This is a genomic window from Vibrio cortegadensis, from assembly GCF_024347395.1.
Taxonomy (GTDB): Bacteria; Pseudomonadota; Gammaproteobacteria; order Enterobacterales; family Vibrionaceae; genus Vibrio; species Vibrio cortegadensis.
The window spans coordinates 1,283,116-1,299,595 of the sequence record NZ_AP025472.1; the positions used below are offsets into that span (position 1 = coordinate 1,283,116).

The following is a 16,480-nucleotide window of genomic DNA, read 5'->3' on the forward strand; positions in this document are numbered from 1 at the left end:
TTGCCGATTTTACTCCGATTTGAATTTAGTGTTTACGGTGCAATGGTTTAGCTTGGGTGTTTTAGCGTTGTCGCACCTTAATTGGGCGTTATGTGACAGGAGGTTCATTTGATTATTGAAGACAATTTTAAAGTTAGTAGTACAACCTTTACGTTTAAAAAAGACGAGTATCCTTTGTCAAAAATTAAGGGTGTAAGAGTTAAAGCTAACACTTTCCAAGATCATGCATTGAGAATTGTCTGTATTGGTTTGGTCGTTGCAAGCGTGGTATGGATGATATGTCCAGAGTCTTTTGGGTTAATTACCGCTCCGTTAGCTCTAACAGTTGGCATGTTTTCTGCTCTATTCTCGGTCAGAAGGTACGAGTTACAAGTAGAATTTCAGCATATTGATGAAACGGGTTTACAATGGGTGTCGGTAGCTAAGTCGAATAGTCATGTGGTTAAGAAAATTTTTGAAAAACAGGCAAGTAGACTACTTTAGCTTGTCACATAACAAACAATTTAACCTGACTTACAACGCGTGGCAGTTTTACTTCTAATCGGTTTCAGTGATTATGGCGCAGTGCAGAATCATTGTATTGCGTTGCTGCGCAAGTTAATTGGGCGTTATATGCAATACGGTGAGTCGTACATGATAAGAAAGGAAAAATGGAAGTAATAACAAAGCTAATCGAAATTCCTATTTTTATAGATCGGGTGTCAATTGCATTAATTGATGAATATTCGAAGGTTTCTATTCGTCGAACTACTTCAAAAAAAGATACAAGGTTGAGGGTGTATATCGATTCAATATTTGTGGGTAGATTTGATACCATAACTAATGAACTAGTATACCAGCATGTGATTTCAAATAGGAAAGTCGTAGGTAAGGTTACTACAGCTACATATCACTATCGACCTGATATATCGATACAAATAACACTAGTTGGCGCATTGAAAGAAAATAGAAATCAAACTAGTAAGCTTCGACATAATCGAGGTTCCAAGAATAACAAGGTCACACCTGAAAATAGGTTAAAAAAACTGGAAAATGAATTACAAGAACTCGACTCTATCTCTGGTATATATAGGATCTACAATAACATTTCGGGTAAGAGCTATATTGGACAAACTGTCAATTTGAAACGTAGGTTGTTCTCAGAACATCTGAATAACCTTATTCAAGGCAAGCATACTAACCTTGCCCTCCAACATGATTGGAACGTTAAACCGGACAGTATTTCTATAGAGGTGCTTGCGTCCGGTATCCCGCTAAGTGATTTAGATAAATTGGAAGCTCAGTATATTGATAAGTATCATTCGTACACTTATGGCTACAACCAAACGTTTGATGGTCAAAGATCCCCACGATTTGCTGAGACGGAAGAGCTCGTATTAGAGTTTTCATATGCTAATCGTAGGGAACTTGATGTGTGATAACTAGCATATAACAAAGCATTTAAGAGGGATTCTCAACGCTTCGCACTTTTGTTTCTACTTCAAATTTAGTGTTTACGGTACAATGCTTTAGGTGGGGTGGAGGCGTTGTTCACCCCTTAATGCGGCGTTATGTGAATGGAGGTCAAAATGTCTTCTGTACCAAGAAATAAGGATGAATTGGAGCTAGCTATAAACTCGATATTTCCGAAACTTATGGCTGACTATCGTTCAACTCCAGAAAGCAACGTTCGTAAATCTGGCGTAGAGGGCAACGTCAAAGGTACACTCATTAGCGTTAGTGATACGGTGGCTTATTTGATTGGTTGGGGGAAACTCGTTCTTAAATGGCATCACCTAAGATCTCAAAATCAACAAGTAGATTTTCCGGAAACAGGCTACAAATGGAATCAATTGGGCTTGCTCGCTGAAAGCTTCCACGATGAGTATCGTAACTGGAAATACGATGATTTACTTATTGAGCTCGAGTCTACGGTTAACGAGATACTTTTACTTATTTCAAGCTTAAGTGACCATGAGTTGTATGGTGTCGCGTGGTATGAGCAATGGACTTTGGGGCGCATGATTCAGTTTAATACGTCATCACCTATGAAAAACATGCGTACAAAAGTTAGGCGCTTCAATCGAGAATTCACATAACAAAGCGTTTAAGACGGATTCCCAACGCTTGGCGTTTTCGGCTTACTTTGAGTTAAGTGATTATGTCACAATGGTTTAGGTAGGGTGGTTGGCGTTGCTCACCACTTAACGCGGCGTTAGCTGCCAAAGGAGGTCAATTTGGCTCAGGAAGTATTCAACTGTTTTGAAAGTTATGAGTTTTTTGGAGAGTTCTTTGAATCTGAAAACTCAAATGCTGGTAGGTTCGCGGCTAAAATTAAATATTCCCCTCAAAATGGGCTCCAGCTTGAGTACTCTATTTCGGATAGTGAGGCTCCATCAAGCTGTGAACGATTGTTTGGCATTTTGAGTAATGGTAAAAAATGTACATTAGTTGGATCTTTTGATTTTGATAGTGGTACTCACCATATGGGAAGTGTCCACGTTAAATCTGGTTTACATGGCTTTTTCTACCTAATCATCGGTGACTTTGTTACCGAAGAACAATTGGTTAAAGGTACACATTTTACGTTTAATGGAATGCAAGAATTTATTCACCCTCAAGGGTGGTTAACACAATTGAAATATCAAGATAGCCCAATTGCTGAAGTATCCAGTGATGACTGGAATATCGAAGTTACAAATGTGGCAACTTTCTCTATGGTGGGTGACCGCCTTAAGAATCTTATTGACTCTAGAGATAAAGATGCAAAAGAAAAGCTAGATCATGCCATTGATTCAATTCAAGAAACACACCCTAAGGCGTATTTCAATTTACGTAAATCACTCAAGTACTATATTAGCTATGCGACTAAAGAGTTGGAAGGTGCAGGGGATATAATCAACCAAATAACCAAAATTTCATCATTGTTTTCAATTCTGATGTCTCGCCCAGTGTTTCCAGAAGAGATAAAATTAACACTGAATAATAAAGATAAAGTCGTTAGTGTTCTGAATAGCATGGTTCTAGAGTCGCGCACGGTTAAATTGGCGCAAAAAGAAGTTAATCACAACTTTTTGCCTCTGAACTGGAAGCAACTTGATATGAGTACAGTGTTATCAAATTGGTTTAAAGTCTACGACGACTTTCGTGTGTTATCAGTAGCTCACCAATACGAAACTGGTTATCGCACGCTTCATTATGCCCACAGTGATATTATTTTGTACTCTACGCAATTAGAAGCAATTAACCTCGATCTTGGCGGTACATCCGCAACAAAATATGTTGGTCCGATAGAGACTTATGCTTCTCCTGAGCTTGCTTTCCAATTAAGGAAAGTCTTTGAAAAAGTTAATGAGTGCGACCTTGGTAAGGCTATATCTACTATTCGTAATGAACTTGCTCATGTTGGGCGACCCAAGGTTATGATGAATAAGCTTAGTATTGATGATTATGTCGATATTGGTCATATGTTAAGGCTGGTAGTCATCTCACATCTCTTGGAAAAACTAGGTATCGACCGAGAGCGTATTCACCAATACCAACGTCGACTAAGTTTGGAATAGGCAGCTAACAAATCATTTAAGAGTGATTCGCAACGCTTGGCAGTTTCGCTTCGCTCAAGTATAGCCAAACGCCGCTCACACCTTAATGCGGCGTTATGGCGCAGGGCAAAATTCAGCTAAGGGAACTAGATGAGTGAGAAAGTGAAAGTAGCCTTGAAGTGGTTGAAAGGACTTTTGGATGCAGAGAGCATTGAGTACCAAATTGTCGGTGGGCTAGCTGCAACTATTCATGGTGGCAGCCGTGAAATTGCAGACATAGACCTTTATATCCACAACTCTGATGCAAATAAGCTCTTGGCTCACGTATCTCAATTCATATCTAAACCGTTAACTCGTTATACTGAATACGGTTGGGATTTAGAGTATTTCCAGTTGGTTTACCAAAATCAAAAAATTGAAATCGGTTTATCTCAAAATACCAAAATCCAATCGTCATTGGACGGTTCATGGCATCAACTAGAAATCGACTTTGCAAAGTCAGTTGTCAAAAGTTATCAAGGCATTGAATTACAGGTTATGCCAGCTTATCAACTGGTAGAGTACAAACGAATATTGAGTAGGGAAGTAGACCTAATTGACATTCAGCAGCTAGCTTCAAGTTCAGCGCCATAACAAACAATTTAAGAGTGACTCCCAACACGTGGCGGCTTCACTCCGATTTGAGTTTTGTGTTTACGGCGCAATGGTTTAGCTTAGGTGTTATAGCGTTGTCGCACCTTAATTGGGCGTTATATTTTTTAGAGGAAGTATGAGCACATTTAAACAAGTAGAAAAACTTAAAAAAAGAGTTAACTTTCTGAACAAAAAGGTAAAAACTCTTGTTAGACGTAAAGGTGAAAAAAATACGACTCATGCAGGGCACGTAGAAAATTCACCAGAAAATTACTATAAGTATATGAATCAAAATACTTTAAGGTTGTTGCTAAAAAATAAGTCGATAAAGTTCACAGATCCTTTAAAGTTTAATGATCCTATGGATTCAACAGTTCCGGAGCTAAAGTTAAATACTAAACGCTTAAAGGATACAATGATGAGTGTAGTTTCGAAAGATTTTCCTGAACTCAGTGACTATCAATCTGAAATTAACAATCGTTTAAGTGTTGATGAAAGACACTGGGGAAATGAAATTAAAGCAATTAGTGACGAGTTACTAAATAGTTGGCCGGATATAATCAGTACGTTCAGGATTTTATCGTTAACAACTAAACCAGATAACTTGCTTATGTGGTCGCATTATGCTGACGAACATAGAGGGGTAGTTGTTAAGTTCAAGAAAAACCCATCATTTGGATCTCCAAAAAAAGTAAACTATAAAAATGGTCACCAAAGTTTAAACAATGCCTTTAACTATATGGCTTCAATGGTTGTAAAGTTAGAAGCACAAAATGGATTTACCGACATTCATTCAGATAAATTTTCAGATGCGACTCTGAACATTATGTTGAGATATTTTTTCATGAAAATGTCGGAGTGGAGTTATGAAAATGAATATCGAATTGTCTATCATGAGTCGAATACTAAAGTAAGAAAAATTCATAACAACCTTGATTTAGTCGAAGTAAATGAGAATGATATTGAAAGTATTATCATTGGCTCTTCCGTATCACCATTAAGAGCTAAGCGTCTTACTAAGTTAATAAAAGGAAGACTTCCCAATACAAAAGTGATTGTCCAGCAATATAAAAGAGTTGGGTGGCAATTAAAAATATAACAAAGCATTTAAGAGTGATTCCCAACGCATGGCACTTTTCATTTCATCGTTGGGTTTAGTGTTTACGGTGGTCTGGTTGAGTATCGTGGTAGCGTTGCTCACACCTTAATGCGGCGTTATATTGCATAAGATTCAAAGGGTTAAATTATCCGTTTATCTTTGTTCTGCGTTCGAGCTACACACCTGTTCTTTTCGTGAAAATTGCCATCAAAATGACCATCGCACGTAGAAAGTTTGTCGGTTAATTAGCTGCAACGTCACGCAAGTCTCCTCGTTAGTAAGTTTTGCTGGCTCAAGTTCATTTTGCGCGGCTTCTTTTTCGTGGGGGCTTCATTGAAAGTTGTGGCTTCAGCTCCCTTTGTTGTCAGGTTTCTTGTTCGAATTCTTTGTCATTCTGGCTAATCGAATGGCTCTAATTTCATCTCATTTCGCTTCTTAGCCAAGTGCGTTTTATTGTCCATGGTTGAGTTTCGAACTATCCGTTTTACATCTGAGTTCAAAGCCAGTAGATTTGTAGTCAATTCAGCACCTTGGCGCTAAAATTGGCTCTGTCGTGCGGGCAATATAACAAAGCATTTAAGAGGGATTCTCAACGCTTGGCATTTTTGTATCTACTTCAAATTTAGTGTTTACGGTACAATACTTTAGGTCGGGTGGAGGCGTTGTTCACCCCTTAATGCGGCGTTATATTGCATAAGATTCAAAGAGTTAAATTATCCGTTTTTCTTTTTTCTGCGTTCGAACTACACACCTGTTCGGTTCGTGAAAGTTGCCATCAAAATGACCATCGCACGTAGAAAGTGTGTCGGTTAATTAGCTGCAACGTCACGCAAGTCTCCTCGTTAGTAAGTTTTGCTGGCTCAAGTTCATTTTGCGCGGCTTCTCTTTCGTGGGGACTGCATTGAAAGTTGTGGCTTCAGCGCACTTTGTCGTCAGGTTTGTCGCTCGACTTCTTTGTCATTCAGGCTAATCGATTGAATCCAATTTCAGCTCATTTCGTTTCTTAGCCAAGCACGTTTTGTTGTCTATGATTGAGTTTCGAACTGTCCATTTTACTTCTGAGTTCAAAGTCAGTAGATTTGTAGCAAATTCAGCACCTTGTCGTTAAACTTGGCTTTGTCGTGCGGGCAATATAACAAACAATTTAAGAGTGACTCCTAACGCTTGGCGAGTTCACTCCGGTTTGAAATTTGTGTTTACGGCGCAATGGTTTAGATTGGGTGTTATAGCGTTGTCGCACCTTAATTGGGCGTTAGTTTGCTAGGAGGCAGGCAGTCAACTAGCCTAAATTCGCTCTTACATCAGAAATAGTAATAAAGAGTTTATTTTCTGTATCTTGAAACGCTTGGAATCCATATCGCTCGTAGAAGTCTTTTGCACCGTCTTTGGCGTCAACAATGACTACAGGGAATGCAACGCTATCACTGGCTGCTAGTAGCTTTCTAAGTGCATCAATAAGGAGCCACTCGCCAAAGCCTTTACCTTTGTAGTGTTCATCGACTGCTAAACGGGCAATTAGACCACCAGAAGTCGATGATTGGTGTTTTTTCTGTAGCTTGTCGGGTAAAGCCTTCAAATCGATTGGTGTCATTGTTAGTGTATAAAAACCAATGACATGCGAGCTATCGTTGTTATCTTCTAAAACGAAAGTTCTGGTGTTGTCTTTCTTTGCTTGCTGACTCGCCATTACTTTCAGGTAGTTATTAAGAGCTTCACTACCGCAGTTGAACCGATTTCTATCATGTTTTGCTTTTTCTAGTAGTACCGTGTTCATCATTGAGTTTTGCTCTCGTAACGTTCAGAAGCAGTTTTCAATTTTGAGTTGATTGTTGCAGGACGGTCTAAAGCATCCATAAGTAACATAGCATCAACTTGGCTAAGTTTAAGGGCTTGTTCACGTTCAATAACTTGTTTGGCTTTTTCGATAGCAGCACTTAGAACAAATGAGTTAATACTAGACATGCCAGCAATTGCCGCCGCTTTTGTCAGTAAGTGTTGTGTATCGACATCAACTCTAGCAGTGATGCGGGGTAAAGTAGTCGCCATAATGTGATTTCCTTTTGTGTCAAAATGTCACATATGTATTATGGTCTTAAAATGAGCGTTAAGCAATCATTGTGTCATTTTGGCACGCAAAACTAACAAACAATTTAAGAGTGACTCCTAACGCTTGCCGATTTCACTCCGGTTTGAAATTTGTGTTTACGGCGCAATGGTTTAGTCTGGGTTTTATAGCGTTGTCGCACCTTAATTGGGCGTTAGAAGCTTCGATAAAACTTTGAATTATAGTAACTATTTATCTTAGTTCGATTGGTTCTAAATTTCGTTTCAATCATAGTATAATTGTTCGCATTAAGATGATTATGTGAAAGTTCAAATGAGAAAAATTTATGTAACTGAAGGGGATTCATCCTCTAAAAAAGGCAAAGTAGCTTATCCTAAACTGGTTTTGTGCGAAAAGTGTGTAGGTGAGTACATTGTTATCAGCGAAGGCAAGCGAACTTATGATGCTTGCGTCAAATGTGGTTCTAGTGAATAAGTAATTACGTCTTTCGAACCCAAAATTCTAGGTTCTACATAACGGTTAAGAACGCTTCTAACAAACAATTTAAGAGTGACTCCTAACGCTTGCCGATTTTACTCCGATTTGAATTTTGTGTTTACGGTGCAATGGTTTAATTTGGGTGTTATAGCGTTGTCGCACCTTAATTGGGCGTTAGCTTTTTCGGGAGAAGTAAGTTTGGAACAAAGTACAATTTGGCGATATTTAGATTTGGCAAAGTTTATTGGTTTGATTCAAAGCAATAGTTTGTTTTTATCTAGAGCTGATATGTTCGACGACCCTTTCGAAGGGACAATTAATAAACCAACGCATGAGTCATTTAAAAGCGAAATAGAAAATAATTTACAAGGAAAAAGTGCTAAAGCTTCATATTTAAAGCTTAAAGGGCAGTGGGTTGTTTTTTCAGACAATCATGACGCTGAATTAGAAAGGTCATTATTTAGTACACTTAAATGGCTAAAAACATATACATATGTTAACTGCTGGCATCAAAGTGAGCATGAGTCTGAAGCTATGTGGAAACTGTACTCGAAAAACATAACAGAATCCCTAGTTGTTAAAACTAGTGTCTCTAAGCTTGAAGATGCTCTTCCACAATCTTTAAAGCTAGAGCCTGTGGCGTACAAGAACTATGACTCAAATTATGTCATGGAAAACTACTTTCTCTCTCCTTTCAAAACTAAAAGATTAGCTTTCTCACATGAAAAGGAAGTGAGGATAATTATCCAGGAACCACCGTTAAAGGATTTTGATAGCGAGCATAAGCAATTTAATAAAGACCTAGTTAATAACGAATTAGGTAAAGTTGTACAGTTACATGGTGGGGTTCAACAAGTTATTGAGGAGATAAGGTTATCCCCTTTAGCTTCAAGTTGGTTTGAAAGTCTCGTTAGGGATTTACTAGTGAAATATCAAATTGATATTCCAGTGAATAGGTCTGAAATTTCAGTCAAACCCTTTGAATTAAAAAGCTAACAAACAATTTAAGAGTGACTTCTAACGCTTGTCGATTTCACTCCTATTTGAATTTAGTGTTTACGGTGCAATGGTTTAACTTAGGTGTTATAGCGTTGTCGCACCTTAATTGGGCGTTAGCACTATGGAGTAATCAATGAAGAAACATGCATCAGATTCATCTGAGCAACAAACAGCGGAAGCATACATATTGCAAGCTTTGGCTTTAAAGCGGGGCTTTATATTCAATGACGATAATAAGTTGCCAATAGATCTAGGTGTTAAGCCTGATGCTATTGACGTGAAGAACAAAGTCGTCGTTGAAGTCTATGCACGAGTTGGTGAGCTAAAAGGAGCTCAATTACACAAAGTTAAAGGTGACATTTTAAAGTTGCTTCTTATTCAGGAACACCTTGGTGAAAACTGGCGTAAGGTTTTATGTTTTACTAGTGAAGAAGCTGCGAAATATGCAAAAGGTAAGTCTTGGGTTGCGAAAGCTGTTTCTACATTCGGGATAGAGGTTGAAGTGATCGAGTTACCAGGCGACATTAGAGAAAACGTACTTGGTGCTCAAAAACGTCAAGTCATGACAAACGCAAAATAGTGCTAACAAAGCATTTAAGAGGGATTCTCAACGCTTGGCATTTTTGCATCTACTTCAAATTTAGTGTTTACGGTACAATACTTTAGGTCGGGTGGAGGCGTTTTTCACCCCTTAATGCGGCGTTAAATGCCTTAAGGAGAGTACGAAGTATGACGAGGTTTCAGTATATTGAGAGTACAGGGAAGTATCGTGAAAACTTTGATAAATCTTTTGCTGTACTATCTCCTTTTGCGAACCATACCCAGATATCAAAACTTAAAAAAGAGCTACAATTATCTGGGGAAATGTTTAATGAAGTTGTGTATTTGCAGCATGCATGTGAAACAACAATTTGTGCATCTTTAGCTTATATGTTTCCCGTCGGATTTAGATATGAGCCTGAAATTGCTCCTCCCAAAAATGTTGATTGTGGATTTTACATTGATAGTTTAGAAGTTCTAATCGAAGTTAAGTGTGCAGACTATACCTGTAAACATAAATTAGATGGCTCCGATGGGGTAAAAATTAGTTGCGCTGGGCGCCTATCTTCCCTGTCAATGGTAGACGAATTAGCTCATGTATTGAAAAAATTGGGTAAGGTTTACACCCATAAAAATTTTGATAACAAGCTGAAAGATAATTTATGTTCCTTACAAGTAAAGAGTGATGGTTCAAGAATTGATCAGCTCAATGTTTTAATTGTCTGTTGTGATGATGGGTTAGACATAAATAAATATTGCCTATCATTGTTTGGGAATAAGGGATTATTTACTCAATCAAGTTTTGTATCAAATAGCGAATATAATCATGTTGATGCGGTGATTTTGTGTGATTTGTATTATAGGCACAAGAATTACTGGACTAAGCCTGAAGTGACTAATCCGTGGGATTTCTCAGAGAGCTATACATTAGTTTGTGAAAATCCTTTCCGTAAGTATCGAAAGTATCATTCGTTGAGAAAATTAAATATGATCTTTGGCAATAATGCCAGAGACGTTAATGATCTTTTGCAGTTGGGTGTATTAGAACAAGTCACCAATCACTATAAGAAGTCAGGCATTTAACAAACAATTTAACCTGACTTACAACGCGTGGCAGTTTTACTTCTAATCGGTTTTAGTGGTTATGGCGCAGTGCAGAACCTTTGTATTGCGTTGCTGCGCAAGTTAATTGGGCGTTATAGCTCAGGTCAGCATCGCTTTCAAAAAATTAACTACGTTAACAACGTACAGTTTTGCTATCTGTACGTTACTTGCGTATACTTTGCATATGAAAAGTATATTTGTCGAATCGACCATATTTGAAAAGTACCGTAATGAGTATCTCAGCGATGAAGAGTTTAGACTTTTTCAAGCTGAATTAATGTCTAACCCGAAACAGGGTGATGTGATTCAAGGTACAGGTGGTTTGCGAAAGATTCGAGTTGCAAGTAAAGGCAAGGGCAAGCGTGGTGGCTCTCGTGTTATCTATTACTTCCTCGATGAAAAACGTCGTTTCTACTTGCTGACAATTTATGGCAAGAATGAAATGTCCGATTTAACCGCAGACCAAAAGAAACAATTAAAGGCTTTTATGGAGGCGTGGCGTAATGAGCAATCGTGACCTATTTACAGAGTTAAGTTCAGCTATTATTGAGGCTAAAGAACATTCTGAGGGTAAGTTAACCCTTAAAACTCATCAAGTTAACGATTTCAGTGAGTTAGATATTTCACCTAATGAAATCGTGAGTATTCGTGAACAATTTAATATGTCTCGTGGTGTGTTTGCACATTTACTGCATACATCATCTCGTACATTAGAAAATTGGGAACAAGGGCGTAGCGCACCAAATGGACAAGCGGTAACCCTTTTAAAATTGGTTCAGCGTCATCCAGAAACCCTGTCACATATCGCTGAGCTATAACAAACAATTTAAGAGTGATTCAGCACGTTTGGCATTTTTGGTTTGAATCTAGTTCAGTGTTTACGGTGTTCAAATTGGGTGTAGGGGTAGCGTGCTTCACACCTTAATTGGGCGTTATGAGTATCTGGAGTAATATGGAAAACAGTAAGTACGAAACAACAAAAAGTGAACTTGATAAAATTAATCAAGCAACAATCGAAGAAGTAAACTCGTATATAGGAGAGATTGAAAATCCAATATTATTCATGCTTCAGGTTCACTTATATTCAGAGAATTTGCTCGAAAGATACATTGTTGCAGAATTACCAAAAGGCAAAAAACTTATTGAAAAAGGTCGTTTAAGTTATTATCAAAAGATTCAGGTTGTAGGTGCTTTTGGTGTTGTTGATGATGGTGTTTTATCAAGCTTGACCGAATTTAACAAAGTACGTAACAACCTTGCTCATAACCTTAATCATGAATTTACTCATAAACAACTCCGGAAATTCAGTTTACCTTTGGGCAGTGTCAGCTCAGAATTTACTGACAGAGCAAATGGTTGCCTAATCAAAGAGCTTAAATTGACTTTAAATCATCTTGTTTGTCGTTTAGCTGGGTTTACTGTGATTTCAGAAAAACTCACGCGAAAATACTCATAACAAACAATTTAAGAGGGATTCCCAACGCTTGGCATTTTTGCTTCTACTTCAATTTTAGTGTTTACGGTACAATGCTTTAGGTTGGGTGGTAGCGTTGCTCACCCCTTAATTGGGCGTTATGAGCTTCCAAGAATTAGAAGGAAAGTATGGCAGTTTTAGAAATTCTGACTGCACCAGACCCAAGGCTTAAGGTCAAAGCGGAAAAGGTGCAAGATCTCTCGACGGTACAAACATTAATAGACGACATGTTGGAAACGTTATATGCGACTGACAATGGTATTGGTTTGGCGTCGACTCAAGTTGGTCGAAAAGAGGCCGTTGTAATTATCGACCTTTCAGAAAGTCGAGATGAACCGTTAATTATGGTCAACCCTGAAGTGGTTAGTGGCTCGGATAAAGCATTGGGTCAAGAAGGCTGTTTATCAGTTCCTGATTACTATGCAGACGTAGAGCGTTTTACTTCAGTTATTGTGTCTGCGTTAGATCGCGAAGGTAAGCCGATTACCATCGAAAGTGATGAGTTTCTAGCAATCGTAATGCAGCACGAGATAGATCATTTGTCGGGTAACTTGTTTATTGACTATCTTTCACCACTTAAGCGTCAAATGGCAATGAAAAAGGTTAAAAAGTGCGTTAAAGCGAACTCTTAACCCCGCTCATAACAAGCAATTTAAGAGGGATTCACAACGCTTGGTATTTTTGCTTCTACTTCAAATTTAGTGTTTATGGCACAATGCTTTAGGTTTGGGTGGAGTCGTTGTTCACCCCTTAATTGGGCGTTAGGTTGCAAGGGAGGTTTCGTGGAATTCAAAGAAATGTTACCGATTTTAGGTGTTGCAGTAGGGTGGGTTCTTAGTGAACTTGCTGGTGCTGTAAAATCAAGAAGTCAGCGAAAACGCTCATTACGTAAAGCTATTACTTCGCTTTATAAACTGAATTTTGAGATGCTTGAAGTTAAAAGTGCGCAAGAGTTTGCCAAAAACCAAAACTCTGATATTAAGGAGTGGGAACGTGGACGACAGCGAGCATTTACTCATTATGCAAATAATTCTGAAGGGTTTGAAAAAGAACTCGATGAAGCTGTGATGTTAGTTTCTGAAGAGTACCCACTTTTAGCAGTAAATTTAGATCAGAGAATTCGTAAATACCGTTTTTTAAAAGGTAAAAATCTGGATGATTTCACCAAAAATGAAGCGATATACATGAAATTATTATCTGGTAATGAAGCCGGGCAACTTATAGCTCAGCATGTTGTTGAAAAGAGCTTGTTAAAAGTAGCATTCAAGGTTGATTTTGTACTTTGGTGCTCCCTTAAACTTGATATTCGAAAGTTTAAAAAAAGTATTGAATCAGGAGACCTTATTCATTCTAGTCAAGTCTTTAAGAATAAAAGTAATGTTGAATCCAAAAAAGAGACATCAAAAAAACCTAACAAACAATTTAAGAGTGACTCCTAACGCTTGCCGATTTTACTCCGATTTGAAATTTGTGTTTACGGTGCAATGGTTTAGCTTGGGTGTTATAGCGTTGTCGCACCTTAATTAGGCGTTAGGAGTGGTCTGGAGGCATTTTCTCAAGTTGAATTTGATTAAAGCTGCTAGAGAGAAAAGACTTCATTTTATATGAAGACACAATTGTTATTTCAAGTATCTGTTTTGTTGGTAAGATAAGTTGTTACTAAGGAAGGGACAGCTATGAAAATAAAGACAATTATATTACTTTTAGTCACTCACTTGTCTGTGGGGGCATTCGGTGTTGGTTTAGGCATTTATATGCTGCCGATTCTTATTGCACCAACATCTCCAACTGAGTCTGAAGTCACTCAATTATCTTCCCAAGCACAGTTTTCCGCGATGTTCAAAAAAGACCTCAAGGATAGTGACACTTTTCATTGGGGTGAAGGTCAGGTAGCAGTTGGTCCAGAGTACATAACATTAACTGGAAGCCTTGCGCCCGGTCCTGATTATAAGCTTTACCTGTCAACCGAGTTTGTCGAAACTGAATCTGATTTTAATCGATTAAAAGACAGTATGGTTCGCATTGGTAATGTTAAGACTTTCGAAAACTTTGCGGTCAAAATACCGAAAGGTATCGATGTCTCTAAATATAATACGGTTATTGTATGGTGTGAGACATTTGGTGAGTTTATCACGTCAGCGAAATACCAAAAATGAGCCACTCCTAACAAACAATTTAAGAGTGACTCCCAACGCGTGGCAGTATCACTTCGATTTGAAATTTGTGTTTACGGTGCAATGGTTTAGCTTGGGTGTTATAGCGTTGTCGCACCTTAATTGGGCGTTAGTTTGCAATAGTAGAAAAGCGTTTTTAATCGAAGAGCTTTGTCTGGTTTCTGTGCTTTACACCTGCTCGTTTTTCTAAAGTTGTGCAACCAAATCTCATCGCGTGTAGGGTGTTTTTTAGCTCTTTGGGTCAAACGTTATTCATTTCTCCACATCAGTAATTTTGGTCGCTTAGCACGCCTCGCGCTGCTTCTTTTTCTTGGCGGCTAACTCGCTAACGAATGGCTTTGTCGCACTTGGTTGTCAGGTTTGTCGAATGAATCCTTTGTCAGTTAAAGGGCTTGAAACTGTGGTTGTTTATTGCATGTCGCTTCTTAGCCAAACTCGTTTTGTTGGTTGGGCTTGAGTTCCGTAGTTTTCAATTTTACATTAGTGTTCAAAGCCAGTAGTTTTGTAACTAATTCAGTGCCTTGGCACTAAACTTTGGCTGCATCATGTAAGCAAACTAACAAAGCGTTTAAGACAGATTCCCAACGCTCGGCATTTTCAGTTCAAGTCAGTTTTGGTGTTTACGGTGTAATGGTTTAGGTTAGGTGGTAGGCGTTGCTCACTACTTAACGCGGCGTTATACGCTTTTAAGGAAATAGTCCAATATGAACAAAGTAGTATTCAGAAGTTGTGATGAAAATAGCCAATATTGGACAGATCTAGAGAATCTATTTCAAAGTGAATGGTCTGATTTCTTGTTTTGTGATACCTACAAACCTGAAGTTAATCTTCCTCCTGTTTTGGTCGCTTTGAGATACAACGAAGTTATCGGTGGGCTAGCTTATTCTCGTTTTAAAGAGCCACACGGAAGTTCAGATGTTATTTGGTTTAATGCTGTCTTTGTTTCACCAGAATGGCGTGGTCAGGGCATCGCTAGCGAGTTGATTAACCGAGGTGTTAATCAAGTATCAGAAACCCTTCAAAGCAATCTGTATGCTTATACAAATGTAGCCCCGTTGTACCAGTCACTAGGTTGGTCGGCGGTTGATATTGAAAGTGAGCCAAACCATAGCGTAATGAGTATCCCACTCAGGACTCAACCACGCGTATAACAAAGCATTTAAGAGTGATTCGCAACGCTTGCCGTTTTCGCTTCGCTCAAAGTATAGGCAAGCGCCGCTCACACCTTAATGCGGCGTTAGGCTTTTGGAGGAAACATGGATATTTCCCTTAGACGGGCGGGCGAGACAGATATTCCTTTCTTGCTGTCATTACGTGATAAAACGATGAGGCAGTATCTAGAAGAAGCAGGTATGCCAACGAGTACCGAAGAATATGAAAAGCGAATACGCTTTGAGTTTCCTCATGCGCAAATCGTTGAAATGGATGGTAAGCCTATTGGGTTGTTCAAAGCCACATACACCGAAGAACTTAACTATTGGTATTTGGTTCAAATTCAGCTCTCTCCTGAGTTTCAAGGTTTGAAAATAGGCAGTAAGCTAATTCTTGGCCTAATTGCTAAAGCGGAAACAACGAAATCTAAGGTTGGGTTAAGCGTGATTGAAACGAATCCAGCTAAGCAACTGTATTTGAAGTTGGGCTTTGAAGTCGTGAAAAGCTCTGGGGCTGAGCAGTTGTTGGAGCTACAAGCCTAACAAACTGTTTAAGAGGGATTCGCAACGCGTGGCATTTTCACTATGCGTTGGTTTTAGTGTTTAAGGTGGTATGCGGCGGCTTCGGTATTGCGTTGCTCACCCCTTAACAGGGCGTTATATGCAATTGCCTAAATCAACCTAGGAATAGCTCGAAGGTCGGCTTGAACTCATCAGCTTATCGAGTTCTTTCTGAGCTTTCTTAGGGTTTTCTAAGTCAGTAATTTCTATCATTTCACATTCGTCTCGAACCATTTCGTTGATAAGGCTAGGGTAGTGGCGACAATCTTCTGGTCGGTCGAAGTAAATACTGCATGTATATTTATCTTTCTCTTCTGGCTTTGACTTCGGCACTAACTCCAAAAATGGACAATGGTTTAATTGTTCTCTGGTTTCTGGATTAAACCAGATTTTCCCATCTTTCACATATTCAAAGATATCTGGATTAAACAGCTCCCACAGGTCTATTTCTTCCTGCGTGGCTGCTAAATCACCATCGCCATATTTGATGCAGCATTTCCCACATTGGTTGCAGTCTTTCATGGTGTTTACTTTGAATTAGGAGGTTATTGATTGAGTCTATCATCAATAGTGAAATTGGCTCTGCATTTGGGATGGGAGTTTGCATATAACAAAGCGTTTAAGACGGATTCACAACGCTTGGCGGCTTCAGTTTAAAGATATGCATCAGTGTTTATGGCAT

General features: G+C 38.7%; 20 protein-coding genes. 17 read left to right on the top strand and 3 right to left on the bottom strand.

Annotated features, from left to right (window positions below):
* Positions 1-108: 108 nt before the first annotated feature.
* The 6 genes from OCV39_RS05980 to OCV39_RS06005 all read left to right on the top strand — a co-directional run bounded on the left by OCV39_RS05980 (position 109) and on the right by OCV39_RS06005 (position 5,253).
* Complete coding sequence (locus OCV39_RS05980; protein ID WP_261889261.1) at positions 109-483, top strand: DUF6232 family protein; 375 nt, start codon at positions 109-111, stop codon at positions 481-483.
* Between the two features lie 167 nt (positions 484-650).
* Complete coding sequence (locus OCV39_RS05985; RefSeq protein WP_261889262.1) at positions 651-1,418, top strand: GIY-YIG nuclease family protein; 768 nt, start codon at positions 651-653, stop codon at positions 1,416-1,418.
* 150 nt (positions 1,419-1,568) lie between these two features.
* Positions 1,569-2,078 (top strand): ClbS/DfsB family four-helix bundle protein, encoded by a 510-nt coding sequence (locus OCV39_RS05990; protein WP_261889263.1) that lies wholly within the window; start codon positions 1,569-1,571, stop codon positions 2,076-2,078.
* Between the two features lie 138 nt (positions 2,079-2,216).
* On the top strand, positions 2,217-3,542 hold the full coding sequence (locus OCV39_RS05995; RefSeq protein ID WP_261889264.1) for an ApeA N-terminal domain 1-containing protein: 1,326 nt from the start codon (positions 2,217-2,219) through the stop codon (positions 3,540-3,542).
* A gap of 129 nt (positions 3,543-3,671) precedes the next feature.
* Positions 3,672-4,154 (top strand): putative signal transducing protein, encoded by a 483-nt coding sequence (locus OCV39_RS06000; RefSeq protein ID WP_136996049.1) that lies wholly within the window; start codon positions 3,672-3,674, stop codon positions 4,152-4,154.
* Between the two features lie 136 nt (positions 4,155-4,290).
* Positions 4,291-5,253 carry a DUF2971 domain-containing protein gene (locus tag OCV39_RS06005; protein ID WP_261889265.1) on the top strand — a complete coding sequence of 321 codons (963 nt, stop codon included), beginning with the start codon at positions 4,291-4,293 and terminating at the stop codon, positions 5,251-5,253.
* 1,279 nt (positions 5,254-6,532) lie between these two features.
* Here the strand turns inward: OCV39_RS06005 and OCV39_RS06010 are convergent.
* Both OCV39_RS06010 and OCV39_RS06015 read right to left on the bottom strand, forming a co-directional pair.
* Positions 6,533-7,030 (bottom strand): GNAT family N-acetyltransferase, encoded by a 498-nt coding sequence (locus OCV39_RS06010; protein WP_261889266.1) that lies wholly within the window; start codon positions 7,028-7,030, stop codon positions 6,533-6,535.
* Complete coding sequence (locus OCV39_RS06015; protein WP_261889267.1) at positions 7,027-7,299, bottom strand: type II toxin-antitoxin system TacA family antitoxin; 273 nt, start codon at positions 7,297-7,299, stop codon at positions 7,027-7,029. The genes OCV39_RS06010 and OCV39_RS06015 overlap by 4 nt, the downstream gene beginning before the upstream one ends.
* Before the next feature lie 694 nt (positions 7,300-7,993).
* Here OCV39_RS06015 and OCV39_RS06020 point away from each other — a divergent pair.
* From OCV39_RS06020 to OCV39_RS06070, 11 genes are all read left to right on the top strand, one after another.
* On the top strand, positions 7,994-8,791 hold the full coding sequence (locus OCV39_RS06020) for a hypothetical protein (RefSeq protein WP_261889268.1): 798 nt from the start codon (positions 7,994-7,996) through the stop codon (positions 8,789-8,791).
* A 136-nt stretch (positions 8,792-8,927) separates the two neighbouring features.
* Positions 8,928-9,374 (top strand): hypothetical protein, encoded by a 447-nt coding sequence (locus OCV39_RS06025; protein ID WP_171757633.1) that lies wholly within the window; start codon positions 8,928-8,930, stop codon positions 9,372-9,374.
* A gap of 149 nt (positions 9,375-9,523) precedes the next feature.
* Entirely contained in the window at positions 9,524-10,417 is an 894-nt protein-coding gene (locus OCV39_RS06030; protein WP_261889269.1) for a hypothetical protein, read from the top strand.
* 205 nt (positions 10,418-10,622) lie between these two features.
* Positions 10,623-10,955 (top strand): type II toxin-antitoxin system RelE/ParE family toxin, encoded by a 333-nt coding sequence (locus OCV39_RS06035; RefSeq protein WP_023603298.1) that lies wholly within the window; start codon positions 10,623-10,625, stop codon positions 10,953-10,955.
* Positions 10,942-11,256 (top strand): helix-turn-helix domain-containing protein, encoded by a 315-nt coding sequence (locus tag OCV39_RS06040; protein WP_012550279.1) that lies wholly within the window; start codon positions 10,942-10,944, stop codon positions 11,254-11,256. Before OCV39_RS06035 ends, OCV39_RS06040 begins: the two co-directional genes overlap by 14 nt.
* A 134-nt stretch (positions 11,257-11,390) precedes the next feature.
* Complete coding sequence (locus OCV39_RS06045; protein WP_261889270.1) at positions 11,391-11,894, top strand: hypothetical protein; 504 nt, start codon at positions 11,391-11,393, stop codon at positions 11,892-11,894.
* A gap of 146 nt (positions 11,895-12,040) precedes the next feature.
* On the top strand, positions 12,041-12,544 hold the full coding sequence (def, locus tag OCV39_RS06050) for a peptide deformylase (protein ID WP_261889271.1): 504 nt from the start codon (positions 12,041-12,043) through the stop codon (positions 12,542-12,544).
* A 150-nt stretch (positions 12,545-12,694) separates the two neighbouring features.
* Entirely contained in the window at positions 12,695-13,351 is a 657-nt protein-coding gene (locus OCV39_RS06055; RefSeq protein ID WP_261889272.1) for a hypothetical protein, read from the top strand.
* A 237-nt stretch (positions 13,352-13,588) separates the two neighbouring features.
* Entirely contained in the window at positions 13,589-14,068 is a 480-nt protein-coding gene (locus tag OCV39_RS06060) for a DM13 domain-containing protein (protein WP_261889273.1), read from the top strand.
* A gap of 722 nt (positions 14,069-14,790) precedes the next feature.
* Positions 14,791-15,237, top strand: a complete 447-nt coding sequence (locus tag OCV39_RS06065; protein WP_261889274.1) for a GNAT family N-acetyltransferase — start codon at positions 14,791-14,793, stop codon at positions 15,235-15,237.
* Between the two features lie 105 nt (positions 15,238-15,342).
* Positions 15,343-15,780: a GNAT family N-acetyltransferase gene (locus OCV39_RS06070; protein ID WP_261889275.1), complete on the top strand. Its 438-nt coding sequence runs from the start codon at positions 15,343-15,345 to the stop codon at positions 15,778-15,780.
* A 138-nt stretch (positions 15,781-15,918) separates the two neighbouring features.
* On the opposite strand, the gene OCV39_RS06080 is transcribed toward OCV39_RS06070, so the two are convergent.
* The gene (locus tag OCV39_RS06080; RefSeq protein ID WP_261889276.1) at positions 15,919-16,320 is read right to left on the bottom strand and encodes a YkgJ family cysteine cluster protein; all 402 of its coding nucleotides are present in this window, start codon (positions 16,318-16,320) and stop codon (positions 15,919-15,921) included.
* Between the last annotated feature and the right edge of the window lie 160 nt (positions 16,321-16,480).